This window comes from Mycolicibacterium sp. XJ870 (assembly GCF_053483975.1).
The window spans coordinates 157235-180395 of sequence record NZ_JBEFTI010000002.1; the positions used below are offsets into that span (position 1 = coordinate 157235).

The 23161-nt window shown below is 66.1% G+C and carries 28 protein-coding genes, 3 tRNA genes and 1 pseudogene; 15 read left to right on the plus strand and 17 right to left on the minus strand.

Translation table 11 applies throughout. The features are described from left to right. Positions 1-38: 38 nt before the first annotated feature. Complete coding sequence (locus ABQF30_RS12130; RefSeq protein ID WP_448463920.1) at positions 39-419, plus strand: LapA family protein; 381 nt, start codon at positions 39-41, stop codon at positions 417-419. Between the two features lie 11 nt (positions 420-430). Here ABQF30_RS12130 and ABQF30_RS12135 read toward each other — a convergent pair whose 3' ends face one another. Then, entirely contained in the window at positions 431-1444 is a 1014-nt protein-coding gene (locus ABQF30_RS12135; RefSeq protein ID WP_448463922.1) for a phosphotransferase family protein, read from the minus strand. Positions 1445-1453: 9 nt separating this feature from the next. Next, a complete protein-coding gene (locus ABQF30_RS12140; protein WP_448463924.1) occupies positions 1454-2062 on the minus strand; it encodes a histidine phosphatase family protein in 609 nt (202 codons plus the stop codon). Positions 2063-2110: 48 nt separating this feature from the next. Here ABQF30_RS12140 and ABQF30_RS12145 point away from each other — a divergent pair, with 48 nt between their 5' ends. Next, positions 2111-2866 carry an SDR family NAD(P)-dependent oxidoreductase gene (locus tag ABQF30_RS12145; protein ID WP_448464940.1) on the plus strand — a complete coding sequence of 252 codons (756 nt, stop codon included), beginning with the start codon at positions 2111-2113 and terminating at the stop codon, positions 2864-2866. Between the two features lie 69 nt (positions 2867-2935). Continuing rightward, positions 2936-3673, plus strand: a complete 738-nt coding sequence (locus ABQF30_RS12150) for a GntR family transcriptional regulator (RefSeq protein WP_448463926.1) — start codon at positions 2936-2938, stop codon at positions 3671-3673. On the opposite strand, the gene ABQF30_RS12155 is transcribed toward ABQF30_RS12150, so the two are convergent. The 4 genes from ABQF30_RS12155 to ABQF30_RS12170 form a co-directional block, all read right to left on the minus strand. Then, a complete protein-coding gene (locus ABQF30_RS12155; RefSeq protein WP_448463927.1) occupies positions 3670-4995 on the minus strand; it encodes an MFS transporter in 1326 nt (441 codons plus the stop codon). The two genes, ABQF30_RS12150 and ABQF30_RS12155, sit on opposite strands and share 4 nt — an antisense overlap. Before the next feature lie 145 nt (positions 4996-5140). Beyond that, entirely contained in the window at positions 5141-5833 is a 693-nt protein-coding gene (locus tag ABQF30_RS12160; RefSeq protein WP_448463929.1) for a phosphonatase-like hydrolase, read from the minus strand. An 11-nt stretch (positions 5834-5844) separates the two neighbouring features. Continuing rightward, positions 5845-6990 (minus strand): TIGR03364 family FAD-dependent oxidoreductase, encoded by a 1146-nt coding sequence (locus tag ABQF30_RS12165; protein WP_448463932.1) that lies wholly within the window; start codon positions 6988-6990, stop codon positions 5845-5847. 66 nt (positions 6991-7056) lie between these two features. Further along, a complete protein-coding gene (locus tag ABQF30_RS12170) occupies positions 7057-7569 on the minus strand; it encodes a metallophosphoesterase family protein (RefSeq protein ID WP_448464942.1) in 513 nt (170 codons plus the stop codon). An 89-nt stretch (positions 7570-7658) separates the two neighbouring features. On the opposite strand from ABQF30_RS12170, the gene ABQF30_RS12175 reads away from it, so the two are divergent. Then, on the plus strand, positions 7659-8306 hold the full coding sequence (locus ABQF30_RS12175; RefSeq protein WP_448463933.1) for a porin MspA: 648 nt from the start codon (positions 7659-7661) through the stop codon (positions 8304-8306). A gap of 78 nt (positions 8307-8384) precedes the next feature. On the opposite strand, the gene ABQF30_RS12180 is transcribed toward ABQF30_RS12175, so the two are convergent. Continuing rightward, positions 8385-8774 carry a nuclear transport factor 2 family protein gene (locus ABQF30_RS12180; protein WP_448463935.1) on the minus strand — a complete coding sequence of 130 codons (390 nt, stop codon included), beginning with the start codon at positions 8772-8774 and terminating at the stop codon, positions 8385-8387. A gap of 28 nt (positions 8775-8802) precedes the next feature. On the opposite strand from ABQF30_RS12180, the gene ABQF30_RS12185 reads away from it, so the two are divergent. The 3 genes from ABQF30_RS12185 (at position 8803) to ABQF30_RS12195 (ending at position 9944) form a co-directional block, all read left to right on the plus strand. Next, positions 8803-9156, plus strand: a complete 354-nt coding sequence (locus tag ABQF30_RS12185; RefSeq protein ID WP_448463937.1) for a Fe-S protein — start codon at positions 8803-8805, stop codon at positions 9154-9156. Between the two features lie 265 nt (positions 9157-9421). After that, on the plus strand, positions 9422-9670 hold the full coding sequence (locus ABQF30_RS12190; RefSeq protein WP_448463939.1) for a hypothetical protein: 249 nt from the start codon (positions 9422-9424) through the stop codon (positions 9668-9670). 100 nt (positions 9671-9770) lie between these two features. Further along, on the plus strand, positions 9771-9944 hold the full coding sequence (locus tag ABQF30_RS12195) for a CsbD family protein (RefSeq protein WP_448463941.1): 174 nt from the start codon (positions 9771-9773) through the stop codon (positions 9942-9944). Positions 9945-9995: 51 nt separating this feature from the next. Here the strand turns inward: ABQF30_RS12195 and ABQF30_RS12200 are convergent. Then, positions 9996-10068: transfer RNA gene (locus tag ABQF30_RS12200), tRNA-Arg, on the minus strand. Positions 10069-10104: 36 nt separating this feature from the next. Beyond that, positions 10105-10196 (minus strand) — tRNA-Ser (locus ABQF30_RS12205). A gap of 87 nt (positions 10197-10283) precedes the next feature. On the opposite strand from ABQF30_RS12205, the gene hisC reads away from it, so the two are divergent. Then, positions 10284-11330, plus strand: coding sequence for a histidinol-phosphate transaminase (gene hisC, locus ABQF30_RS12210; protein WP_448463943.1), 1047 nt, complete (start codon positions 10284-10286; stop codon positions 11328-11330). A gap of 26 nt (positions 11331-11356) precedes the next feature. Beyond that, positions 11357-11824 (plus strand): DUF4334 domain-containing protein, encoded by a 468-nt coding sequence (locus ABQF30_RS12215; protein ID WP_448463945.1) that lies wholly within the window; start codon positions 11357-11359, stop codon positions 11822-11824. On the opposite strand, the gene ABQF30_RS12220 is transcribed toward ABQF30_RS12215, so the two are convergent. Further along, positions 11821-12366 (minus strand): TIGR03086 family metal-binding protein, encoded by a 546-nt coding sequence (locus tag ABQF30_RS12220; RefSeq protein ID WP_448463947.1) that lies wholly within the window; start codon positions 12364-12366, stop codon positions 11821-11823. The genes ABQF30_RS12215 and ABQF30_RS12220 overlap by 4 nt on opposite strands. Before the next feature lie 19 nt (positions 12367-12385). On the opposite strand from ABQF30_RS12220, the gene ABQF30_RS12225 reads away from it, so the two are divergent. After that, on the plus strand, positions 12386-13201 hold the full coding sequence (locus ABQF30_RS12225) for a crotonase/enoyl-CoA hydratase family protein (RefSeq protein WP_448463949.1): 816 nt from the start codon (positions 12386-12388) through the stop codon (positions 13199-13201). On the opposite strand, the gene ABQF30_RS12230 is transcribed toward ABQF30_RS12225, so the two are convergent. Further along, positions 13188-14078 carry an NAD-dependent epimerase/dehydratase family protein gene (locus ABQF30_RS12230; protein WP_448463951.1) on the minus strand — a complete coding sequence of 297 codons (891 nt, stop codon included), beginning with the start codon at positions 14076-14078 and terminating at the stop codon, positions 13188-13190. The genes ABQF30_RS12225 and ABQF30_RS12230 overlap by 14 nt on opposite strands. Continuing rightward, a complete protein-coding gene (locus ABQF30_RS12235; protein ID WP_448463953.1) occupies positions 14079-14495 on the minus strand; it encodes a hypothetical protein in 417 nt (138 codons plus the stop codon). Between the two features lie 166 nt (positions 14496-14661). Here ABQF30_RS12235 and ABQF30_RS12240 point away from each other — a divergent pair. The 3 genes and pseudogenes from ABQF30_RS12240 to ABQF30_RS12250 all read left to right on the plus strand — a co-directional run. Beyond that, positions 14662-14742 (plus strand): annotated as a pseudogene (locus ABQF30_RS12240) (GntR family transcriptional regulator); the annotation flags it as partial. A 347-nt stretch (positions 14743-15089) separates the two neighbouring features. Beyond that, on the plus strand, positions 15090-15929 hold the full coding sequence (locus tag ABQF30_RS12245; protein ID WP_448463955.1) for an aminotransferase-like domain-containing protein: 840 nt from the start codon (positions 15090-15092) through the stop codon (positions 15927-15929). Between the two features lie 95 nt (positions 15930-16024). Further along, positions 16025-16744, plus strand: coding sequence for a cutinase family protein (locus ABQF30_RS12250; protein ID WP_448463957.1), 720 nt, complete (start codon positions 16025-16027; stop codon positions 16742-16744). A 167-nt stretch (positions 16745-16911) separates the two neighbouring features. On the opposite strand, the gene ABQF30_RS12255 is transcribed toward ABQF30_RS12250, so the two are convergent. Then, complete coding sequence (locus ABQF30_RS12255; RefSeq protein WP_448463959.1) at positions 16912-17778, minus strand: MbnB/TglH/ChrH family RiPP precursor modification enzyme; 867 nt, start codon at positions 17776-17778, stop codon at positions 16912-16914. Beyond that, positions 17775-18683, minus strand: coding sequence for a TIGR04222 domain-containing membrane protein (locus ABQF30_RS12260; RefSeq protein WP_448463961.1), 909 nt, complete (start codon positions 18681-18683; stop codon positions 17775-17777). Before ABQF30_RS12260 ends, ABQF30_RS12255 begins: the two co-directional genes overlap by 4 nt. 129 nt (positions 18684-18812) lie before the next feature. On the opposite strand from ABQF30_RS12260, the gene ABQF30_RS12265 reads away from it, so the two are divergent. Further along, a complete protein-coding gene (locus tag ABQF30_RS12265; protein ID WP_448463963.1) occupies positions 18813-19892 on the plus strand; it encodes a bile salt hydrolase in 1080 nt (359 codons plus the stop codon). A gap of 4 nt (positions 19893-19896) precedes the next feature. On the opposite strand, the gene ABQF30_RS12270 is transcribed toward ABQF30_RS12265, so the two are convergent. Both ABQF30_RS12270 and ABQF30_RS12275 read right to left on the minus strand, forming a co-directional pair. Continuing rightward, a tRNA-Ser gene (locus tag ABQF30_RS12270) sits at positions 19897-19983 on the minus strand. 19 nt (positions 19984-20002) lie between these two features. Beyond that, positions 20003-20515, minus strand: a complete 513-nt coding sequence (locus ABQF30_RS12275) for a MarR family winged helix-turn-helix transcriptional regulator (RefSeq protein WP_448463965.1) — start codon at positions 20513-20515, stop codon at positions 20003-20005. Positions 20516-20582: 67 nt separating this feature from the next. On the opposite strand from ABQF30_RS12275, the gene ABQF30_RS12280 reads away from it, so the two are divergent. After that, positions 20583-21551, plus strand: coding sequence for an NAD(P)H-quinone oxidoreductase (locus ABQF30_RS12280; RefSeq protein WP_448463967.1), 969 nt, complete (start codon positions 20583-20585; stop codon positions 21549-21551). On the opposite strand, the gene ABQF30_RS12285 is transcribed toward ABQF30_RS12280, so the two are convergent. Then, positions 21548-22744: a cysteine desulfurase-like protein gene (locus ABQF30_RS12285; RefSeq protein ID WP_448463969.1), complete on the minus strand. Its 1197-nt coding sequence runs from the start codon at positions 22742-22744 to the stop codon at positions 21548-21550. The genes ABQF30_RS12280 and ABQF30_RS12285 overlap by 4 nt on opposite strands. Positions 22745-23161: the final 417 nt, after the last annotated feature.

Consider the following 23161-nt stretch of genomic DNA (forward strand, 5'->3'; position numbering starts at 1 on the left):
TGGTTTGCTTTGACGCCGATCCGGGCAAAGATGACAGCATGACCAGCGATCAGCCTGTATCGCCCGATTTGCCGGAGCCGACGCCTGGCTCGTCCCTCCCGCCGGAGCCGGATCGCACGCCGGAGACGGGCAAGCACAGCGAGGTGTCCGCCCAGCCCAAGTTCACCCGCGCGGGAGCGCTGTGGTCAGCGCTGATCATGGGTTTCCTGGTGTTGATCGTGCTGCTCATCTTCATCGCACAGAACACCGCGTCGGCCGAGTTCGCGTTCCTCGGGTGGCACTGGAGCCTGCCTTTGGGCGTGGCGATCCTCGGCGCCGCGGTGGCCGGCGGCCTGCTTACGGTCGCCGCAGGCACCGCACGGATCTTCCAGTTGCGCCGGGCCGCGAAGAAGAACCTCAAGGCCGCGCTGCACGGCTGAAGCTGCCCTGCTTACCCCAATGCGCGCAGGCCGGCGGCGATCAGCGGTGCCACCGCCTCACCCACCTGCGCAGGGGCGTCGGCTCCCTCGCGTCGGCGGTAATCGATTCCGGCCGCGATGATCGCCAGCTTGAAATAGGCCAGCGCCATGTAGAAGTCCCAGTGCGCCAGCTCCTGGCCGGATTGCACAGCGTAGAGCTGGGCCATGTCCTCGGCCGACGGCAGCAGCGGCGAGGTCCAGGCGGCGTCGGAATGGACGTATTCGAACATCGGGCTGCGGTAGACGCACATGAGCGCGGCGTCGCTGAGCGGGTCGCCCAGCGTCGACATCTCCCAATCCAGCACCGCGCGCACGACGGTCGCGTCGTCTGCGTCCAGGATGGTGTTGTCGATGCGGTAGTCACCGTGCACGATCGCCGAGCGACTCTGTTCGGGCACGGTCTCCCCCAGCGCCGTGTGCAGCCGGCGCACGTCGTCGTCGCGCGGATCGTCGGCCAGCCGCACCAGGTCCCACTGAGAGCCCCAGCGTCGAACCTGACGTTCCAGGTAGCCGGTCGGCTTGCCGAAATCGTCGAGGCCGACGGCGGCGGGGTCGACGGCATGCAGATCGGCGAGTACGCGAATCAAGGTGTCGACGCAGGCGCCGACGGTGTCCTTGTCGCCCAGCGTGTTGAGCTCGTCCTGGGTACGGATCACCCGTCCCGGCACGTGTTCGACCATCTGGAACGGTGCGCCCAGCACCGAGTCGTCGTTGCGCATCGTCACTGCCCGGGCGACCGGAACCGGCGTGTCGGCCAGCGCCGCGACCACCCGGTATTCGCGTGCCATGTCGTGTGCGGACGGGGTCAGGCCATGCAGCGGGGGCCGGCGCAACACCCACTTCGAGGCATCGTCGAACACCAGGAACGTCAGATTGGAGCGGCCGCCGGCGATCAGTTCGGCACGCAGTTCACCGGTGCGGTCGATGCCCTCGGTACGCAGGTGGCGGTCCAACGCGGCCAGGTCGAGGCCTTCCAGAGATGTCACGGGAAATGTCTACCACCGGACATTTCTGGGCAGCAGGTCCCATACGTGCTCGGTGCCGTTGACCGACGCCACCGCGAGGCGACCGGAGCGCGACGACAGCAGGCGGGTGATCGACGCGTAGTCGACATGGAAGGACAACAGCCGCTCGGTGCCCAGGATCTGGTGCAGCAGCACGTTGATCACCCCGCCGTGGCTGAACACCGCGACGGTGTCGTCGTGTTCACCGGCGGCCACCAGGTCCGCGACCGCCGCACTGATGCGGGCCTTGAACGCCTCCTCGTCGACGCTGCTGGGCAGATGCCCGCTGGCCAGCCGCGCCAGCTCCTCGGGATTCTCCTTGGCGATGTCCTCGATCGGCACGTAGTGCGACATGTCCCGGTCGTACTCGGCCAGCCTGTCGTCGACCTCCACGGTCAGCCCCAGCGAGGCCGCGAGCGGATCTGCGGTCTGCACGGCACGGCGCTGCGGGCTGCTCACCACCCGTGTGACGGGGAACCGGGCCAGCGCCGCGGGCAGGCGGCCGGCCTGTTCGGCGCCGGCCTCGGACAGCACGGGATCGGAACCTTGACCTGGTTCGCTGCGCAATGGCAGCGCATGTCGGACGAGAAGCAGTTGCACCGTGACACCATATGGCCGCAGCAGCGGACCGCCGGAGAGGGTCAAGACATGGGTTATGCCGACCAGCTTTTCGACCTGACCGACCGGGCGGTGCTGGTCACGGGTGGCAGCCGGGGCCTGGGCCGGGAGATGGCGATGGCGGCCGCACGTTGCGGCGCCGACGTGATCATCGCCAGCCGCGACTTGGAGTCGTGCGTGCTCGCGGCCGAGGAGATCGCCGCCGCGACCGGCCGGCGCGCGTTCCCGTACCAGGTGCACGTCGGACGCTGGGATCAACTCGACGGTCTCGTCGAGGCCGCCTACGACCAGTTCGGCAAGGTCGATGTGCTGGTCAACAATGCCGGCATGTCCCCGCTGTACGAGTCGTTGGGGTCGGTCACCGAGAAGCTGTTCGACGCGGTGGTCAACCTCAATCTCAAAGGCCCGTTCCGGTTGTCGGCGTTGATCGGTGAGCGCATGGTGGCCGACGGCGGCGGCTCGATCATCAACGTCAGCTCGTCAGGGTCGCTGCGGCCGGACGCCCACATGCTGCCCTATGCGGCCGCCAAGGCCGGCCTGAACACGCTGACCGAAGGGCTGGCCAAGGCATACGGCCCCACGGTTCGGGTCAACACCTTGATGGCGGGGCCCTTCCTCACCGATGTCAGCAAGGCGTGGGACATGGCCGGTGAACCATTCGGCCATCTCGCGCTGCGACGAGCCGGCGACCCCGCCGAGATTGTCGGCGCCGCATTGTTTCTGATGTCCGACGCGTCGAGCTTCACCACCGGTTCGATCCTGCGCGCCGACGGTGGGCTGCCCTAGGGCGTCGAAATAGCTGGTTACTATGCATATTGACTTGTCATGACAACTGGCCGAAAGGGGTGGTGCGCGATGGCCTCTTCGGTTTCGCTGCCGCGTCACACCCATGTGGCGGGCGAACTGCGTCGGCGCATCATGCGCCGTCACTACGCGATCGGTCAGTCACTGCCTGCAGAGAGCGCGTTGTGCGCCGAGTTCGGGGTGTCGCGAGGCCCGGTGCGTCAGGCGCTGGCCACGTTGAGAAACGAAGGCCTGATCCGGCTTTCACAGGGCAAGCCCGCGGTGGTGCGCAGCCACGACGCCACCCAGACGCTGGACACCTTCACGCCGTTCACGCAGTGGGCCGAGCGCAACGGCCGCATCCCCGGCAGTCGGACCATCGAGGTCGCCCGCCGCCGGGCGTCGGAAGCTGCGCTGGTGGCGCTGGACCTGAACAGTGACGACTTCGTGGTCGAGGTGGTGCGTGTCCGCTTGCTCGACGGTGAGCCGGCGATGATCGAGCGCAGCACCTTCATCGACTCCGTGGGTTCGTTGTTGTTCGATTTCGACACAGATTCCGGTTCGATGACCGACTATCTCGCGAGCCGTGGCGTGTACTTCGACTCGATGGAGCACATTCTCGACGCTGTCGCCGCTGCCCGGGTCGACGCCGAGAATCTCGGTATCGACCCGGGCAGTCCGCTCCTGCGGGAACGACGCACCACCCGCGATCAGGACGGGCGGGTGTTCGAGTACGCCGACGATCGGTATCGGCCGGATCGGGTCTCGTTCAGCATCGTCAACGCCCGAACCATCGACGCCCGCGCCTAGTCGGCCGCAGGCATCCGGTTCCAGTGCGGGATGAGTAGCAGCATCGCGATGAAGGCCGCTACCGCGAACCCGTAGAACAATGCCGAGGTACCCAGGTAGCCGGGGAGCAGGCCACCGAGGATCGCGCCGGTCGATCCGCATCCGTTGACAAAGCCACTCGCGGTGCCGGCGTGCTTGGACGTGCCGAAGTCGACGGCGGCAACGCAGGAGATCATCGCATCGGCACCGTAAATGCTCAGCCCGATCACGCCCAGCACCGCAGTCATGATCCAGGCATTGCCCGTGGCGGTCAGCGGCGCGAACAACGCCAGCACGGCGACCAGAACCCCCAGGCTGATCACACACGCCGGGATGCGGCGCGCCTTGAACACGCGGTCGGAGATCCGGCCGAGCAGGATCGGGGCGAGGATGCCTGCGATGCCGAAAGCCACCGGAATCGCGACAGCCTGGAACTTGCTCCCATCCACCAGGCGCTCGGCGACGATCACCGGGCCCCACAGCAGAATTGCGTACCGGGCCGGCTTGAGCAGGAAGTACGATGCGCCAAGGGTTCTCACCATACGGTCGCGCAGCACAACCGCCAGCGACTCGCGCCACGACGACTTCGGTTCGGCGATCGCCTCCGCCACAGGAGAATCATCGAGCGGCGCGATCTCCTCTTTGGCGTGGTACTCCTCGATCGGCGGCAGCCCGATATCCGTGGGGCGGTTGCGCTGGAACAGCAGCACCACCACGAAGATGACGAGCACGATGGCCGCACCGGTGAAGAATGCGGCGCGCCAGGTGCCGAACACCGAGTAGGCCGCCCAGCCCAGCAGCGGTGCCGCCACCAGACCGCCGAACGCGTAGTTCGTGCTCCATAGTCCGAGCACCCGGCCACGTTCCCCGATCGAGAAGAACTGGGCCATGTTGTTCAGGGTCCCGGACCACCCGGTGGACTGGGACAAGCCCTGCACGATCATCAGCGGGAGCAGGAAGACGAGCGCGGGCAACAGTCCCATGAACAGCGTGGCGATCGCCGAAATCGCAAGGCCCCCAAGGACGACCACTCGGGGCCCGTACCGGTCGGAGACCTGGCCCCAGACGAACTGCCCTACCGCGTAGGCGGCGAGGTAGGCGGCGTCGAGGTTGGCCATCATGCTTTTTGTCAGCGTCGTGCTGAGTATCGGATCCTCGAGGATGCCGAGTTTGGCGACGGAGAAGGCCTGCCGGGTGAAATAGAAACCTGCGTAGGCGATCCAGGTGACCGCGAAGATCTGGATGCGCCAGCGTTCGTAGCGCGGAATTGCCGTTAGGGGCGTGGAAGTCGTTGTGTTAGACATGAAATGCACCTCTGATGGGCGTGATGCAGACGGTGTGCTGGTGCGGGCCAGTGGCGGGTTTCTCAGTCGAGAACAAGCGATTGTGGTGGCGCGGCGGTCGGGAGGAGCGGCCTACGACCGACCGCCGCGAACAGTTGGTGTCGGATCAGTTCAACGTTGCCACCAGGGCTGGCAGATCAGCAACACTCTTGATGATGTGAGTGGCTCCGCCTTCCGAGAGTTGTGCGGTGTTGTGCGCGCCGGTGAGGACGCCGATCGAGGCACGGGCGCCGGCGCGCACGCCGCTGGTGACGTCCGACGAGGTGTCGCCCACGACGATCATCGAACGGACGGAGTCGGTTTCGGTGCGCATCAGGGCGGTGAGCGGCATATCGGGGTACGGCCGGCCCCGCACACCCGGTCCCGGGCACAACACCACGTCAGCGAGATCGTGCCAGCCGAGGGCATCGATGATCGCCGACTGGGTTGGGGCGGCGAACCCGGTGGTCAGCGCGGTCCTGATGCCGCGTGACCGCAGCGAGGTGATGACGTCCTCGGCTCCGGGGATCGGGCTACAGTTGCCCTCGGCGACCAGTTGGGCATAGCAGCGTTCGAACTCCTTGTTCGCGGACTGCGCCTGTTCTTCGTTGCCGCGGGCGAGATGCCGAAAGACGACGATCTTCGACTGACCCATGGTGTCGGTGACGTAGCGCAGCATCTCCTCGCGGTCGGCCTCGGTTTTCGACAGACCGGCGTGGCTGTCCGCTGCCAGGAACGACTGCTGGACCAACCCGGTGTCCTCGACGGTGGTTCCCGCCATATCGAACACGACGAGGGTGATGGGATCAGTTGTGGTCATGGAGTTTCCCTTCATACGGATGCGACGACGCTGTCGCGGGTGAATGCGTTCTGGACGCTCTCTTGGGCGAGGCCCATGCTGGTGGTCATGCCGATTCCGGTCGTGACGGTGACGACGTGCGTCCGCTCGATCGGCTCTTCGATGAGGAATTCCTTGTCCGGTGCCGAGCTGTAAACGCCCTGCCACCGTTCACTGACCTCAATTTCAGTGACTCCGAACAGTTTTCGCGCCTCCTCGATGAGGACGTCGAATCCCTCCTCGGACTGAAACGGCGGCGCGGAGATGTCGCGATAGTGGGTGTCGCCGATCAGCAGGGAGCCATCAGGCTGCGGGGTGTACATCTGGTGCAGGTCTATCGCGACGTACTCGGGATGCTCGGCAAGCAGCCGCTCGGCGAGCGCCGGGGTGGACGGCAGGTTCTCGAAACCGGCGTAGCGCACCAGGGACCAACCGGTGAACAGCGGTGCGGGAAGGCAGAAGGACAGCGGCAGCCGCGCGCGCAGCATGTGCAGTCGGCAGCGCAGCAGGCCGTCACGCTCGGCCAGCCGCGGGAAGAGCCGGTCGACGTCGTAGTTGACGGTCACGAACGTGGTACCGGCGAGCAGCGGCCCGCGCGACGTGTACACCACGCCTGGCTCGAATCCTGTTGCCGCGGTGCGCCAGTGGAAGTCGACGCCGACCGACGCGAGCCAGCGCGCGATCGACGGCGCAGCCGTCCGAGGGTCGACCTGAAGATCGTTGGGTAGGTACATGCCGCCGGTGACGGTGGCGCCGTCCACGGGGATTCGGTCGAGGATCTGTTCGCGGCTCAGCAGCACCACCTCATCGGCGGCCCGGGTGGTGGCGAACTCACGCATCACCGCAAGTTCATCCTCGTGCCGGGCCACGCAGTAGGTGCCGGCCTCGGCCGACCAGAAGCCGGCCTTGCGTGACAAGTCCAGCCAATGGCCGCGCCCCGCACGGGCATAGTCGAGTGCGACCCCGGCCTGCGCGGTGATGCAGGCGTGGCCGAAGTTCTGCACAGATGCCCCGACGACACCATCGGCATGATCGACGACTGCCACGGTGAGCCCACGTTGATGGGCGTGATACGCGTGCGCCAAACCCACAATGCCTGCGCCGACCACGACGACGTCGTAGCGCTGTTGTTTTGCCATGCAGACACTGTGGTCCACATCACGGCACTTGTCAATACAAGTATCGGATACGGCCTACTTCTCTATCTAGGTGTCGCTTCTCCACCGATCCAAGGCGTGCAGGGTGACGTCGGTGAGGACACCGAGCGATACGTTCGCGGTCATGTACGTGCAGAACGGTTGACGCCGACGATCGGTGGGCGAACCCGGATTCAACAGCCGCAAACCGGTTTTCGCGGTGGTGTCCCACGGTATGTGGCTGTGCCCGAACACCAACACATCGGTGTCCGGGTACTCCCTGGCCATCCTGGCTTCCCTGCCGGTGGCCGCGCCCGTCTCGTGCACCACGGTGAACCGCAGGCCCGCCAACGTCACATCCGCCCGTTCGGGCAGGCGGCGCCGCAGCTCGGCTCCGTCGTTGTTGCCCCAGCATGCGACCAGCCTCGCGGCGCGCATACTCAATGCATCGAGCAGTGCCGGTTCCACCCAATCGCCCGCGTGCAGAACGACATCGGAACCGTCCACCTCTTCCCATACTCGCGGGGGCAGGTCGCGCGCACGCTTGGGTACATGGGTATCGGCGATGAGCAGCAGCCGCACCATGCCGACTTTACGTGGCACAAAGCGCGTTCCGCGGAAGGCCCAGAAGCGTAGCCTTAGCCAATCTTCCGGCGATGACAGGGGGACCCATGAAGGCTGCCAGTCGGGTGCTGATCGCGATGGTGACTGTGATGGTTGGAGCCGTCGCGACATTGTTCGTAAGCACAGGCACTTCTCACGCAGGCCTGGACAACGAAATGAGCCTGGTCGACGGTCAGGACCGCACCCTGACGGTTCAGCAGTGGGACACCTTCCTCAACGGTGTGTTCCCCCTGGACCGCAACCGCCTGACCCGTGAGTGGTTCCACTCCGGCCGTGCCCGCTACATCGTGGCCGGCCCCGGTGCCGACGAGTTCGAGGGCACCTTGGAGCTGGGCTACCAGATCGGCTTCCCGTGGTCGCTGGGCGTCGGGATCAACTTCAGCTACACCACCCCCAACATCCTGATCGACGATGGCAACATCACCCAGCCGCCGTTCGGTCTGGAGTCAGTGATTACCCCGAACCTGTTCCCCGGTGTGTCGATCTCGGCTGACCTGGGCAACGGCCCCGGCATCCAGGAAGTCGCCACCTTCTCGGTGGACGTCACCGGTGCAGCCGGTGGGGTCGCGGTCTCCAACGCCCACGGCACGGTGACCGGTGCGGCCGGCGGTGTGCTGCTGCGCCCGTTCGCCCGCCTGATCGCCTCGACCGGTGACAGCGTCACCACTTACGGCGAACCCTGGAATATGAATTGATTCGGGTTTACTCTGGGCCGCAGTTGGCGCGCCCCGCTCCTCCCCTAGCTGGAGCGTGGTGCGCCGACGCGTTTCTCGTCAAGATTGCTGGAGCAGCTCGGCCATCCGCGGCATGACGGCCTGCAGTGCCTTGAACGGGCGCAGCATCACCTTGAACGAGACGATCTCGCCGGTCTCGTTCCACTCGATCATGTCGATACCGTTGACATGGATCCCGTCGATCACGGCGGTGAACTCCAATACGGCCGAGGTGTCGGCGAACCATTGTCCGACATACCGGAAATCGTTGTTGCCGAAAAGCTTTGCCGCGGCGGTCAGGTAGGCGAGGGTCTTGTCGCGGCCCTCCTGTGGCGTGAACACCGCCGGCGAGTAGAAAACCGCGTCCTCGGACAGCAACTCGGCCAGCCCGTCGGTGTGGTCGCCTTCGATGATGTCGATCCAGCGTTGGATCACCGGTGGTGGTGTCATGCGTTCATCCTGCCTCTACAATCCGCCCATGGAGCTACTACGCAATGTAGTTGTATATCTGCATCTGATCGGCTTCGCGGTGATGGTCGGGGCGTGGGTCGCAGAGGCCGCCGCGCGCCGCTTCACGATCACCAGGGTGATGGACTACGGAATCACGCTGTCTCTCGTCACCGGACTGGCGCTGGCCGCACCGTGGCCGGCCGGAATCGAGCTGAACTACCCGAAACTCGGTGTGAAGCTGGTGATCCTGATCGCGCTCGGTGCAGTACTCGGCATCGGCAGCGTGCGGCAGCGCCGGTCGGGGCTCCCGGTCATGCCGCTCTTCATCGCCGCAGGCATTCTGCCTCTGCTCGCTGCCGGGATCGCCGTCCTGTGGACGTGAGCACCGGCAACATCTGATCTTGACCCATACGGGCGCCTTGACGATCACGTAAGGTCGACGTCACACCGAATATTTGTGGGACAGGCACGGGTTCATGGGTCATAGACACGCCATGTCGAGCGCGAAGGTGATGCGGACTGCCGCTTTCACCGGGTGCAACTCGCCACACGGGGACGTCAGAGACAGAGCCAGATCTCGGCCGCGTGCGCTACCGCGGCAGTCTCATCATCTGGCGGATCCGGGCCGATACCGGTACTCGGGGCACATGCGGACGTCGGCGACGGCGGTGACCGGCCGTTCTCCTTGGATGAACGACCGCGTCACCGCGCTGTTGCGGCTCCTCGAAGATCATCACGGGCTTCACGTGCCGCGGGAAATGGCGCGTGTCCAGATCGCCTGCCATATCGATCTGCTGGTCTCCATCTTGCGACTCGACCGTCAGGCCGCCCGTCGCTTCGTGTCCGACGAGGTGCTGTACGAGATTGCCTGCGACATCGCGGCGACTGTCACCTGACGTAGGCGGCCGAAGAGGGTTTCGTCCACGGATACCGGGTACCCCACGTATTGGTTCAGTCCGAGCCAGCATTTGAACCAACACGCGAAGGGGTTCTCCTATGGGCGCCGAAGACAAGGTCAGCAACAAGTTCGACGATGTGGCCGGCAAGGCAAAAGAAGGACTCGGAAGGGCGACGGGCGACAAAGACACTGAGAACGAAGGCAAGGTCGACCAAGCCAAGTCAAGCCTGAAGGACGCCGGTGAGAAGGTGAAAGACGCCTTCAAGAAATAGCTGACACACAAAACGAGGCGCGGTCGAAAGACCGCGCCTCGTTTTCGTGTGTGCGCCCGAAGGGATTCGAACCCCTAACCTTCTGATCCGTAGTCAGATGCTCTATCCGTTGAGCTACGGGCGCATGCATATTCAGTTGTGCGGTTGACGGTGTCAACCGTGGCGGAGGCGAGAGGATTTGAACCTCCGGTCCCCTGTAAGGGGGACAACTCATTAGCAGTGAGTCCCATTCGGCCGCTCTGGCACGCCTCCTTGAGCTTCTGTGAGGGTACCGGACCCCGCCCTGGTGCCCGAAACCGCCGAGGGCACAGAGTACACAGCCTGCCCTATGCTGGCCAAGTGAGTATCCGGTTGCGGCCCGAAATGGCAGATCTGCCCGCCTACGCACCAGGCAAAACCGTCCAGGGCGCAATCAAGATCGCGAGCAACGAAACCGTGCACGGGCCGCTGCCGAGCGTGCGCGATGCGATCATCAAAGCCACCGAGAACATCAACCGCTACCCCGACAACGGCTACGTTGACCTGCGCGAACACCTCGCCAAGCACGTCAACTTCGCGCCCGAGAACATCGCGGTCGGCTGCGGCTCGGTCAGCCTGTGCCAGCAGTTGATCCAAATCACATCGACCGTCGGCGACGAAGTGCTGTTCGCGTGGCGCAGTTTCGAGATCTATCCGCTGCAGGTCCGCACCGCCGGCGCCACCGGCGTCCAGGTCGCGTTGCGTGACCATACTCACGATCTCGACGCCATGCTGGCCGCGATCTCCGATCGCACGCGACTGATCTTCGTCTGCAACCCGAACAATCCGACCAGCACGGTCGTCGATCCTGACGCGTTGGCCCGGTTCGTGGCCGCGGTCCCACCGGACATCCTCATCGTGCTGGACGAGGCCTACGTGGAGTACATCCGTGACGGGCTGGCCCCCGACAGCTTCGGGTTGGTCCGGGCACATCGCAATGTGGTTGTGTTGCGGACGTTCTCGAAGGCCTACGGGCTGGCCGGGCTGCGGGTCGGCTACGCCGTCGCCGATCCGGACATCATCACCGCGCTGGGCAAGGTCTACGTGCCGTTCAGCGCCACGAGCATTTCGCAGGCCGCCGCCATCGCCTGCCTCGACGCCGCCGAGGAACTGCTGGCCCGCACCGACGCCGTCGTCGCCGAACGGATCAGGGTCAGCGCGGCTCTACGCGATATCGGCTTCGAGCTGCCGCCGTCACAGGCCAACTTCGTCTGGCTGCCGTTGGCCGAACGCACCCTGGATTTCGTGGCGAGGGCCGCCGACAACCGGATCATCGTGCGTCCGTACGGTGAGGACGGCGTGCGGGTCACCATCGGCGCGCCGCACGAGAACGACGCATTCCTGGAATTCGCGCAGCGCTGGATCTAGCCCGCCGGGCATCGAGGAGACGACACATGGCCGACGCACGCGGCACGTTCGACGCGTTCAAGAACCGCGACGGGCAGATTCCCGACGCAGAACTCGACGCGTTCTGGGCCGTCCTCGCACCGGCCGGCATCGACTTCATGATCGGTGAATGGCAGGGCGGCGAGTTTCAGACCGGGCACCCGGCCAACGGATTCATGAAGCGGCTCAACTGGTTCGGCAAGACCTTCAACTCGGCCACCGACGCCAAACCGCTTGTGTGCCTGGATGGCGACGGCAACAAGTTCTCCAACACCGAGGCCATGAACGGCGAGGCAAGCCTGTGGCTCGAGGAGTTCCGCGGCCAGGTGACGGCGACCATGGTCTACGACGGCAGGCCCGTGCACGACCACTTCAAGAAGGTCGACGACAACACCGTGATCGGCATCATGAACGGCAAGGGCGCCGTTGTAGACGGACGCTACCTGTACTTCTACCTGCAGCGGGTCAACTCTTAGCCCGTCGGCCGGCGACCGGTGAACGCCACCAACCGGTCCAGCGGCGACGCGTCGTCCGCGACCTCGACCGGGTCGTCGAAGCCGGCGCGCACGCGTCCCTCGGGCGTGATGATCTCGCGCACCCAACCCAATACGCATTCCGAATGCTCGTCGGGCACGTCCATCGGCTGCCCGGTGGCCTCGGCGTAATCCCAGGCGTGCACGAGGAATTCCAGCGACATGATCCGGGCCATCATCGCCGCCGGTGCCTCACCCGGCCCGAACGGCACAGTGCCCTCCAGCCCACGTCGTCGCCATGCCGCCACAGCGGGCCGCGCCGCGCTGATCACTTGATCCTCGACCGACGCGTCGCGGTCTCGTTCGGGGATCTCAGCTCCGGCCGCAGTGCCGATCAGGGTGATGGAGTTCATCAGGTGGTCCGTCAACGCGGCCACGTCGAATTGACTGCAGGGCGTCTGACTGGGCAGATCGTCAGCAGTGATGCCGTGCAGCACGCGTTGCAGCACGTCGAGGGTCGCCTCGGCGCTATCGAGTTCGTCCATACTCGGTAGTGTCCCCTGCATGTCTGACACGTACGAGTCCGTCACCGTCGAAACCAAGGATCAAGTCGCGCAAGTGACCCTGATCGGGCCTGGTAAAGGGAATGCGATGGGGCCGGCGTTCTGGGCGGAGCTGCCCGACGTGTTCGGCACACTGGACGCCGATCCCGACGTTCGGGCGATCGTGCTCACCGGGTCCGGGAAGAACTTCAGCTACGGCCTCGATCTGCCGGCGATGGGCGGTGAGATGCCGGGCCTGGACGCCGGCGCCAAGGCCCGTGCCGAGTTCCACAAGAGGCTGCAGAAGATGCAGGGTGCGATCACCGCGGTCGCCGACTGCCGCACGCCCACCATCGCGTCGATCCACGGCTGGTGCATCGGCGGCGGAGTGGACCTGATCAGCGCGGTGGACATCCGCTACGCGAGCGCCGACGCGAAGTTCTCGGTGCGTGAGGTGAAGTTGGCCATCGTCGCCGACGTCGGCAGCCTGGCCCGGCTGCCGCTGATCCTGACCGACGGCCACCTGCGCGAGCTGACGTTGACGGGCAAGGACATCAATGCGGCACGGGCCGAGAAGATCGGTCTGGTCAACGACGTCTACGACGACGCCGAGGCCTGCCTGGCCGCCGCACATGCCACCGCCACGGAGATCGCCGCCAACCCGCCGCTGACCGTCGCCGGTGTGAAGGACGTGCTCGATCAGCAGCGCATCGCCCGGGTGTCGGAGAGCCTGCGCTACGTGGCCGCGTGGAACTCGGCGTTCCTCCCGTCGAAGGATCTGGCCGAGGCGGTCACCGCGATGTTCCAGAAGCGGCCGCCGCAGTTCACCGGGGAATAGGCGTCCAGCCGAGTTCGGCCTTGGCTTTCGCGTTCGACAGCGGCAGCCAAGCCGTCCCGAATGCCGTTGCCGCATACGGTGCGACCAGCCCGGCCAGCCGCCGTGGCATCGGCCAGGGCCGCGGCCGGCTCAACTTCGCGTTGAGTTCTCGGATGTAGCCGCCGAAGGACTGGGGCCGGTCGTCGACGATGTTGTACATCTCACCGCCCCGGCCCTTTTCGAGTGCATCCGCCGTCGCGCGGGCGACGTCGTCGATGTGCACCCAGGAGAGAATCCCTGTGCCGGTCATCGCGGGCACCAGCCACCACTTCGCGAGCCGGCGGAACAGGTCGTCGTGCGTGACACCGGGTCCGTAGAAGACGCCGTAGCGCAACACGATTCCGCCGGCATTGAGCACGTTGCGCTCCATACCGCGCAGCGCGGCGAGCATCTCATCGCCACCGGGTGGCGGTGGACCCGGATACGGGTCGGTTTCGTCCATCACGTCCGGTCCGCTCGGACCGTAGCCGTAACCGAAGATCACCGATTCCGCGACCACCCGACGCACGCCGGCGCGTTGGGCGGCGGCGACCAAGTTCCCCGCCCCGCGGCTCCACAACTCCTTGGCCGGCTCGAAATCCTTGATCCGCGTGGGCCCCAGCTTCGGCAGCGTGGTCAGCAGACTCACCACCGCCTCGGGCCTGAACTCGCCCACGACGGCGTCGATCTGGCCGGCGTCGAGCACATCGGCTACCACCGGCTTTGCGCCGGCCCCGGAAATCTGCGCGGTCTTGGCTGCCGAGCGGGTCACGCCGATCACCTCGTGGCCCCGCGCATTGAGCTCCCGCAGCAGCGGGATTCCCGGAACACTGGTCGCCCCTGCCACCAGAACACGCATCTATCTGACTCCTGCCTTCTCGTCGGACATGCTCCCGCGCAATGCAATTGCGAGCAGCACGGTGGTGACCACCAACCCGCCCGCCTCCAACCAACCGATCCAGCTGCCGGCTGCGTGGTTGGTGTCAACCAGGTGGCTCAGGGCATGCAGAGCCCAGTGCGCGGTCGCGAAAGCCAGCGCGGGCACCCGCCAGCCCTGCCGACGGACCGAAGCAAGCAGCAGCAGACCCAGCGGCAGTTCGAAGGAGGCGTTGTCGAATATGTAGTGGTCGTTCCGGACACCAAAGGCGCCAAGGGTTTCGAAGAACGTGCCTGGTGCCACCAACATGAACAGCCCGAGGCACACCGAGTAGATGCCGAACACCACCAGCACCACCTCGGCGTAGCGCGAGCGTGTCTGCGTCGCCCTGATCGCCATATCTCCACGCTAGACCACCAGTGGACTCCGAGTAGGCTCCACTTTTGTGACAATTTCGGGTACCACTTCGGGTCCGGAACTACTGGTCGAACTGGACCGCAATCGTCGGGATCCGTTGCACCGCCAACTGGCCGACGGACTGCGCGACGCCATCCGCTCCGGCCGAATGTCACCCGGCGCCCGTCTGCCGTCCACGCGAGTGCTGGCCGCCGATCTCGGGGTGTCGCGCCGACTGGTGGTCGAGGCATACGGACAGCTCACCGCCGAAGGATTCCTGCACAGCACGCAGGGTGGCGGCACCCGCGTCGCTGCGGTGGCCGCCGCACCGGGATCGTCGCGCAGTGCGTCCGAGGTTCATCCTCGTTTCCTCATCGATTTCGGCCCTGGCTCACCGGATCTCGCCAGCTTTCCCCGGCAGGCGTGGCTACGGGCGCTGCGCCAGGGTTTGGCCGAGATCGAATCGAGCGCGTTCGGATACGTGGCGCCGCACGGCCTGCCGACGACGCGCGCCGCGGTTGCCGATTACCTGCGGCGCACCAGGGCGTCGTCGCCGATCCGAGACGCATCGTGCTGTGCTCGGGCGCCACCCAAGCTGTGGCACTGCTCGGTCGGTGCGCAGACGGGCCGCTGGCCATGGAGGACCCCGGCTTCTGGTTACATCGGAAGGTGCTGCAGCACAACGCCGTCGAGCCACTCCCCGTTCCCGTCGACGTCGATGGGCTTGATGTCCGGACACTTGCCATGAGCAAAGCTGCCACGGTGCTCACCACGCCGGCCCATCAATCACCGACCGGCGTGGTGTTGTCCGCCTCCCGTCGGACCGCGCTGTTGGAGTGGGCACGCGCCGGGCGACTGATCATCGAGGACGACTACGACGCCGAGTATCGCTACGACCGGGCACCGGTGGGCGCGTTGCAGGGCCTTGCACCCGACCGCGTCGTCTACGTCGGATCGACGAGCAAGACGCTGGCACCCGGCCTGCGGATCGGCTGGATGGTGCTGCCCGAGCATCTCGTCGCGCCGGTCCGGGCCGCCAAAGCCCTTGCCGATACCGGGAGTTCGGTGATGGATCAGATCGCGTTCAGTCAGTTTCTGACGTCGGGTGCCTACGACCGGCACCTGCGCCAGATGCGACGACGCTATCTGACCCGACGCAACCTCCTGCTCAGCGCGCTGTCGCGGGACCTACCCCAGGCGACGGTGCTGGGCGCAGCCGCCGGAGTGCACCTCACCGTGCGGTTCCCGGCCGGGTTTCCGGTCGACGAACTGGTGCGCCGAGCGACCGACATGCGCCTGCGGGTCGAACCGTTGGCACCGTGCTACGCCGATCCGGCCGCCGCACCGCCGGGGCTGATTCTCGGCTACGCCAATCTCACCGAAGCACAGATCCAGACCGGGGTGCAGATGCTGAGCCAGGCGGTTCCGCGACTGTAAGGTAAGCCACACCGACGACCGGTTTCAGATGATGCGGACCGTGGAAAATGTGCCTACGGTTAGTGGAGCTAGAGATTCCGAACGAGGCTGAGGGGTTGACATTGGGTGCCTTCAGGGCGGGACCGCTGCGACTTGCCGCAGCGATTGCGACGGTTGTATCGGCATCGACGGCGTTCAGTTCATTGATCGCCGCTCCCATCGCAGGTGCTGCGCCGCCCTGTCCGGATGTGCAGGTGGTGTTCGCGCGCGGCACCTTCGAACCGCCCGGTGTCGGCGGAACCGGACAGGCGTTCGTGGATGCCCTGCGCAACAAGCTCGGCGATAAGACGGTCGATGTCTACCCAGTGAATTACCCTGCGTCCCTGGACTTTCCGCGAGCCGCCGACGGTGTCATCGATGCCAGCAACAAGATCCGTGACACGGCGGCACAGTGCCCCGATACCAACACCGTGCTCGGCGGTTTCTCGCAGGGCGCCGCAGTGGCGGCATACATCACCGCCGACACCGTGCCCGCGAACTTCGTCCTGCCGCCGGGGATCACTGGTCCGATGCCGACCGAGGTGGCCGATCACGTCGCAGCGGTGACACTGTTCGGAAAGCCGTCGAACGGCTTCATGAACACGATCCAATCCACCGCACCGCCGATCAACATCGGCCCCCTGTACGCGGACAAGACGGTGGACCTGTGCATCGACCAGGATCCGGTCTGCTCACCGACCGGTGGCGACGGAGGCGCGCACAGCCTCTACGCAACCAACGGCATGGTGGATGAAGCCGCGGCCTTCGTCGCGCAACGGGTGCAGGAACCGGCGTAGCCAACCGGGCCGACGGGCCGCGGCAGCCGAATGCGCGTCGCGCTTGTGCCGGCATACCTCGCTGGCCGCGGCCACTGCCGCTGGATCGAAGCCCGGCGGGACCGGGCCGCCTGCCACCAACGCCCGCACCAGCGCCTCCTGGCTCCGCGCCAACGCGTCGTGCTCCGTCATGTCCATACCGCCCGTGCCCCGCTGGTGATCGCCGCGGCTCCCGCAGCCGCGGCGATCGCATCGAGCTCGTCGAACAGTTCGGCAGCAGGCGGGTAGCGTCCGTCGCGCTCCAGCATGACCGGGGTGTCAGCCCGCTCCCGCAGCGCCGTGACCAGTTCCAGCACCTCAGGCGGAGTCCGAGCGGTGTGGGTGTCGTGGTAGAAGTCGTCTCCCTCCCGACCGCCCGCGACGTGGCAGTAGGCCACCTGTTCCGCCGGTAGCCGCGCCAACTCACCTTGCGGATCACGCCCACGGTTGCGGGCGTTGGCGTACACGTTCGCCACATCCAGCACCAGCAGCACGCCGGTACGGTCCACCAACTCCGTGAGGAACTCGGACTCGGTGAGATCCGACTCCGGCCACTCCAGGAAAGAGGCGATGTTCTCCACCGCCAGGGGCACCGCCAATTCGCGTCGGGTGCGGTCGATGTTCGCCGTCAACACGTCGAGGGCCTCCCGGGTACGCGGTACCGGTAGCAGGTGCCCGGCCTCGATCCCGCCTGCCCGGACGAAGGCGATGTGTTCGCTGACGACCGGTGCGCCGAGAGCTTCGGCACAGGCCGCCAACCGCCGTACCCGCTTGGGCTGCACCGGTTCGGCACCGCCCAGCGAGAGCGCGACACCGTGCGGGATCACCGGTACGCCGCGGGGCGCCAGCTCGGCCAGTGCCGGATCGGGTCGGGCTTGTCGGCGGCGGACGGGTATCGACTCGGCGATCACCTCGCAGAACCCGGGCCGCAGATCAGCGATCACTCCGGCGATCTCACGTCGCCAGCCGATGCCGACATCGCCCAGCGCGGGCACAGTGCGGCTCGCGGTGATCATCCGCCGCACCCGCCGCAACCTCCGCAGCCGCCACCACAACCGCCACCCCCGTCGCCGCCGCACGACGCGCCACATCCGGTGCCGTCGGTGCCGCCATCGGATGAGCCCCCGGCCAGTTGCACCGAGGTCGAGTACTCGGCGTCAATCGCCCACAGTGCACCGGTACCGAACAAAGCCACCGACAGCGCCACAGCAGCAGGACCGTAGGTGTCGAAGGCGGGCTGCTTCGTCGGCTCCAGATACGCCAGTCGCTTCTGCTCGGCGGTGAGCAGCCGACGACCCGCACGGGTGAGTCGATCCACTTTGAGCAGGCGGGGAAGCACCAGAAACCCGTACAGCAGCGTGACGATCACCATGACCACGATCTGCGCCAAGAGATCCAGGTCTTCGGACACCCCGGTTGCCAAGTACACGCAGTAGCCGATGCCGAGCACCATGACCACGATCGACGGCGCGGCGCCCCAGCGCATGCGTGTTCGCTCGGCCCCGGTCCGCACCAGCCCGCGCTCGCTCAGTTGGTCTTCGAGGGCGGCGAGCTCGTCCCGGGATGACGCGAACACCCCCGGCACGGTGTGCTTCGGATCGTCAGCGACCGATTTCAGCACCTGCCCGCTGAACCGGTCGATCTGCGGGCTGTGCACCGCGCGGTCCACCCGCCCGTTGCGGGTAATCCGGCCGCTGGCCCGCAGACCCGCCAGCGCGGCCACCACCGTGGCGACCTCCGACCGCAGGAAGGCGAGTTCAGTCGGGTTGATCGGTTCGGTCACCGCTCGTCGCCGCGGTGTGGTGGCGATCCGCCAGATCGCCCCGAAGACCGCTGTCGCCGCCAACGCGATCAGATACCTGTACCCCGCCCCGGTCAGCGCCGCGGCGTACCAATCGATCAGCTCCTCGATCCACAACACATTTACCTCCCGGTGTTCAGGTCGGATCATCGTGCTGGGGGCCGGCCGCTACCGGTCACAAGTTTCGAGTGGGTCGCAGGCATCGTCGAGCAAGACCGACCGGTCCCCGACATCGATAGGGTCACTCGCATGTGCACGCGAGTCATCTGGCCGGACACCGGCGACAAGACGGGGAACTCGGTCCTTGTCGGCAGGAACATGGACTTCCACAAGGACCTGATGACCAACCTGTGGAAGCAGCCTCGCGGCGTCGAGCGCGACGATGCGGATTCGGGGAAGCTCACCTGGACCTCGAAGTACGGCAGCGTGGTGGCGACGGCCTTCGACATCACGTCCGTGGACGGGATGAACGAGGCGGGTCTGGCGGGGCACATCCTGTGGCTGGCCGAGTCCACCTACGGTGAGCCGGACGACTCGCGTCTGCAGCTCGGTCAGGCCATCTGGCTGCAGTACTTCCTGGACAACTTCGCCACCGTCGCAGAGGCCGTCGCCTGGGTCGCGGAGACCCATGTCCAGGTCGTGCAGATGGACGATCCCACGGGCGGTGTCCGCCCAGGCCTGCACCTGGCACTCGACGACGCGACCGGCGATTCGGCGATCATCGAATACGTCGACGGGCACGCCCGGGTGTATCACTCGAAGGACTACAGGGTGATGACCAACTCACCGACGTTCGATCGTCAGCTGGAGCTGGTGAAGTCGTTCACCGGCCTCGGCGGCGACCTGCCGATCCCGGGCTCCACCCTGGCCAGTGACCGCTTCGCCCGGGCCACCTACTACGCCGGGCGCCTGCCCACCCCGAACACCCAGGTGGAGGCGATCGCGGCCATGTTCTCGGTGATCCGCAACGCCGCGCAACCCTTCCGCATCCCCGACCCGGGCAAGCCCGACGCCTCACAGACCATCTGGCAGACCGTGCTGGACCTGACCAGCAAACGGTATGTGTACGAGTCCACCACCCGGCCCAACATCGTGTGGGTCGACCTGGCGGACCTCGACTTCTCCGCGGGCAGCCCGCAGCTCAAGCTCGACCTCACCGGCGAGCTCGCGATCGAGGGCGGCATCGCCGGCAACGTCGCAGGCAAGTTCGAGGACAAGGGTCCGATGACGTTCTTGTCCGTGAAGACAATAGAGGCACTCGAAGCGACCGCAGCGAAGCCGGAGGGCACAACGGCCACCTCAGCGCCTGGTTCCCGAAACCGCCTGTGAACAGCGGTGGCGGAGGGATTTGAACCCCCGGACGGTGTTAGCCGTCTCTCGCTTTCAAGGCGAGTGCATTAGGCCGCTCTGCCACGCCACCGCCGACAAGAGTACGGCCTTCACACCCGGCCGAGCTTGGCGGGCGGGGCTCCATTCTTCAACGCGGTACTGATACGACGGCAGTTCTCGCCCATCGCGGCGATCTGCGGACGCGACAACCGGCCGAGAAAGTGTGCACGCACGCCCTGCCCATAGGTCACCATGGCCTCGCGCACCGCGGTCCTACCGTCGTCGGTGATCGTGGCGATGACTCCGCGACCGTCATCGGGGCTGGCGCACCGGGTCACCAGATTCTGCACTTCGAGCCGGCGGATCTGCCGGGTGACCCGGCTCGGCAAGGACATCAACCGCTCCGCAAGATCGCCCATCCGCGCCGCACCGGTCGGTGACTTGTCGAGGATGTCCAGCAGCCGTACGTCGTTGAGCGTCAGGTGATGCGCGTCAACCAGTGTCCTGTTCAACGTCGCATACAAGCGCAACGCCGAGTCGAGGTAGTTCTGCCATGACCTCTCCTCGGCGATATCGAGACCCGGCATATCCCCTGCCGTACGCCCCGCAATCATCCCCACCATGCGCGCAATCGTAAGGGACAGCAGTGTTGCTGCGCGGGGGAAATCCCAGGGTTGTAGCGTGCGATAAATGCATGCAATCGCAGTGGCCGCTGATGGCCGGCTGACCTGGGAAAATGCCGCCGACGTCAATACAGCAAACGGCGAGATACTGATCAAGGTTGACACCGCTGGAGTCAACCGCGCGGACTTGCTCCAGGCCGCCGGAAAATACCCACCCCCACCGGGGACGAGCGACGTCATAGGTCTTGAGGTTTCAGGCACGGTTGCCGAGCTGGGCGGAGGCGTCACCGGTTGGTCAGTCGGGCAACCAGTGTGCGCATTGCTGGCCGGTGGTGGCTATGCCGAGTACGTGGCGGTGCCTGCCGCACAGGTGCTGCCGGTACCCGAAGGCGTCAGTCTTCGCGACGCCGCCGGCCTACCCGAGGTCGCCTGCACGGTGTGGTCCAACGTCGTGATGACAGCCGGGTTGTCGGCCGGGCAGCTCGTGTTGCTGCATGGTGGCGGGAGCGGTATCGGCACCCACGCCATCCAGGTCGCCCGTGCGATCGGCGCCCGGGTCGCGGTGACCGCCGGCTCCGCCGAAAAGCTCGATGTGTGCCGCGAGCTCGGCGCCGACATCGCCATCAACTACCGCGAAGACGATTTCGTCGAGCGCGTGCGGGCGGAGAACGGCGCGGACGTGATCCTCGACATCATGGGCGCGGCGTACCTGGACCGCAATGTCGACGCCCTCGCTGTCGGCGGGCGACTGGTGATCATCGGCATGCAGGGCGGCGTCAAGGCTGAGCTGAACATCGGAAAGCTCCTCGGCAAGCGTGCCGGAGTCATCGCCACCTCGCTGCGGTACCGCCCGGTCGACGGACCGGGCGGCAAGGGCGAGATCGTCCGGGCAGTCCTCGACAATGTCTGGCCCATGATCGCCGACAACCGCGTCAAGCCGATCATCGGCGCGGAGCTGCCCATCGAGCAGGCCCAACGGGCTCACGAACTGCTTGAGTCGGGTGAGGTGTCGGGCAAGATCCTGCTGAGTGTCTAACCCAACGACGCCAGCGCGCGCACCAACTGGTCCACCTCGGCGGTGGTCGAATAGTGCGCGAGCCCAACGGTGACCGCGCCGCCGATGTCGTTGACACCGATGACGTCGAGCACGCGGGAACTGGCGTTGGAGATCGCCAGGATGCCGTTGTCGGCCAGGCGCTGCACCACCCGCTCGGCCGGCACGTCGCGCACCGCGAAGCTCAGCACCGGAATCCCCGCTTCGGGACTGCCGATCACCATCACCAGCGGCAGCGAGCGCAACGCGGACAACAGGTACTCGAACAGCCGGGTCATGTAAGCCCCCGCCGATTGCATTGAGACAGCAAGCTTTTCGCGTCGGCTGCCGTAAGCCGCCTCGTCGAGGGTCGAGAGGTATTCGATGCTGGCCACCACCCCGGCCAGCAGGCCGAACTGGTGCACGCCCACCTCAAGGCGCGCCGGGCCGGTCGCATACGGATTCAACGACACCGACCCGAACGAGTCGATGAGCGACGGATCCCGGAAGACGAGGGCACCGATCGGCGGGCCGCCCCACACCACGGTGTTCAGCGCAACCACGTCGGCGTCGATCTCGTCGAGGTCGAGTAGCCGGTACGGGGCCCCGGCCGAATGATCGACCACCACCAGCCCACCCACCTCGTGAGTGAGTTTTGTGACCTCACGCAAGTCTGTGACGGTGCCGAGGGTCGATGACGCCGATGCGATTGCCACGAGCCGGGTCGGCTTGTCGATCAGCCCTTCCCACTGCCATGCCGGCAGCTCACCGGTCTCGATGTCGACCTCGGCCCACTTCACCTTGGCGCCGTATCGATTCGCGGCGCGCAGCCACGGGGCGATATTCGCCTCGTCGTCAAGCCGCGTCACCACCACCTCGTAGCCCAGCCCGACCCGCGCCGAGGATGCCTCGGCCAGTGAAGTCAGCAGGTGGGCCCGGTCCGGCCCGAGGACAACGCCGCGCGGATCCCCGTTGACCAGATCGGCGACGGCCTTGCGGGCAGCGGTGAGGACGGCAGCGCTGCGGCGTGCCGACGGATGCGGGCCGATAGTCGTCGAAACCGATCCACGGAAGGCGGTCGAGACCGTCGTAGCGACCGAGTCGGGAACCAACATGCCGTTCTGCGCATCGAAATGCACCCACCCATCGCCCAAAGATGGGTGCAAGCCGCGCACCCGGGCGACGTCGTATGCCATGCCAGCCACCTTAGAGCGTCCGCGAATATCACAAACCGAAGCGATTTGGTGAGCGCCCGATCGCGCGTTTCCGCAACCGAGGCATTGCTCGGAACCGGGTCGCCCTGGGCAGCCATACTAGTCCAGTGGGCTTCGGGTTCGGAGTGCTAATCGCACTGATGTTGCTGATTCTCCCGGAATGCTCCTCGCACGGCCGGTAGCGCTGTTGAACTCGTGGCCTGCATTGTTTGCCGCTCCAGCGCTCAGCGGGTTGGCGGCCGGGCTGCGGAGGGTGTTTGCCCGCAACGGGCGGCCGCCGCAGGGGCCGGACTGTCGCCGGTTCGTCTTCTGGGCCTACGCTGACGACGCCGACGCCGATCCTCGGATCGCCCACGGTCGTGGGAGAAGATCTACGACAAGGGTGCGGACTGCACTTAC

Excerpts from the sequence above, each read along its gene's own strand:
- ABQF30_RS12185 (WP_448463937.1), top strand. The coding sequence starts at position 8,803 with ATGGAGCTACTACGCAATGTAGTTGTATATCTGCATCTGATCGGCTTC.
- ABQF30_RS12255 (WP_448463959.1), bottom strand. The coding sequence starts at position 17,778 with ATGATCACCGCGAGCCGCACTGTGCCCGCGCTGGGCGATGTCGGCATC.
- ABQF30_RS12275 (WP_448463965.1), bottom strand. The coding sequence starts at position 20,515 with ATGGTGGGGATGATTGCGGGGCGTACGGCAGGGGATATGCCGGGTCTC.
- ABQF30_RS12155 (WP_448463927.1), bottom strand. The coding sequence starts at position 4,995 with ATGTCTAACACAACGACTTCCACGCCCCTAACGGCAATTCCGCGCTAC.
- ABQF30_RS12165 (WP_448463932.1), bottom strand. The coding sequence starts at position 6,990 with ATGGCAAAACAACAGCGCTACGACGTCGTCGTGGTCGGCGCAGGCATT.
- ABQF30_RS12195 (WP_448463941.1), top strand. The coding sequence starts at position 9,771 with ATGGGCGCCGAAGACAAGGTCAGCAACAAGTTCGACGATGTGGCCGGC.
- ABQF30_RS12265 (WP_448463963.1), top strand. The coding sequence starts at position 18,813 with ATGTGCACGCGAGTCATCTGGCCGGACACCGGCGACAAGACGGGGAAC.
- ABQF30_RS12285 (WP_448463969.1), bottom strand. The coding sequence starts at position 22,744 with ATGGCATACGACGTCGCCCGGGTGCGCGGCTTGCACCCATCTTTGGGC.
- ABQF30_RS12235 (WP_448463953.1), bottom strand. The coding sequence starts at position 14,495 with ATGGCGATCAGGGCGACGCAGACACGCTCGCGCTACGCCGAGGTGGTG.
- ABQF30_RS12180 (WP_448463935.1), bottom strand. The coding sequence starts at position 8,774 with ATGACACCACCACCGGTGATCCAACGCTGGATCGACATCATCGAAGGC.
- ABQF30_RS12215 (WP_448463945.1), top strand. The coding sequence starts at position 11,357 with ATGGCCGACGCACGCGGCACGTTCGACGCGTTCAAGAACCGCGACGGG.
- ABQF30_RS12145 (WP_448464940.1), top strand. The coding sequence starts at position 2,111 with ATGGGTTATGCCGACCAGCTTTTCGACCTGACCGACCGGGCGGTGCTG.
- ABQF30_RS12225 (WP_448463949.1), top strand. The coding sequence starts at position 12,386 with ATGTCTGACACGTACGAGTCCGTCACCGTCGAAACCAAGGATCAAGTC.
- ABQF30_RS12130 (WP_448463920.1), top strand. The coding sequence starts at position 39 with ATGACCAGCGATCAGCCTGTATCGCCCGATTTGCCGGAGCCGACGCCT.
- ABQF30_RS12230 (WP_448463951.1), bottom strand. The coding sequence starts at position 14,078 with ATGCGTGTTCTGGTGGCAGGGGCGACCAGTGTTCCGGGAATCCCGCTG.
- ABQF30_RS12160 (WP_448463929.1), bottom strand. The coding sequence starts at position 5,833 with ATGACCACAACTGATCCCATCACCCTCGTCGTGTTCGATATGGCGGGA.
- ABQF30_RS12150 (WP_448463926.1), top strand. The coding sequence starts at position 2,936 with ATGGCCTCTTCGGTTTCGCTGCCGCGTCACACCCATGTGGCGGGCGAA.
- ABQF30_RS12190 (WP_448463939.1), top strand. The coding sequence starts at position 9,422 with ATGCGGACGTCGGCGACGGCGGTGACCGGCCGTTCTCCTTGGATGAAC.
- ABQF30_RS12175 (WP_448463933.1), top strand. The coding sequence starts at position 7,659 with ATGAAGGCTGCCAGTCGGGTGCTGATCGCGATGGTGACTGTGATGGTT.
- ABQF30_RS12280 (WP_448463967.1), top strand. The coding sequence starts at position 20,583 with ATGCATGCAATCGCAGTGGCCGCTGATGGCCGGCTGACCTGGGAAAAT.
- ABQF30_RS12220 (WP_448463947.1), bottom strand. The coding sequence starts at position 12,366 with ATGGACGAACTCGATAGCGCCGAGGCGACCCTCGACGTGCTGCAACGC.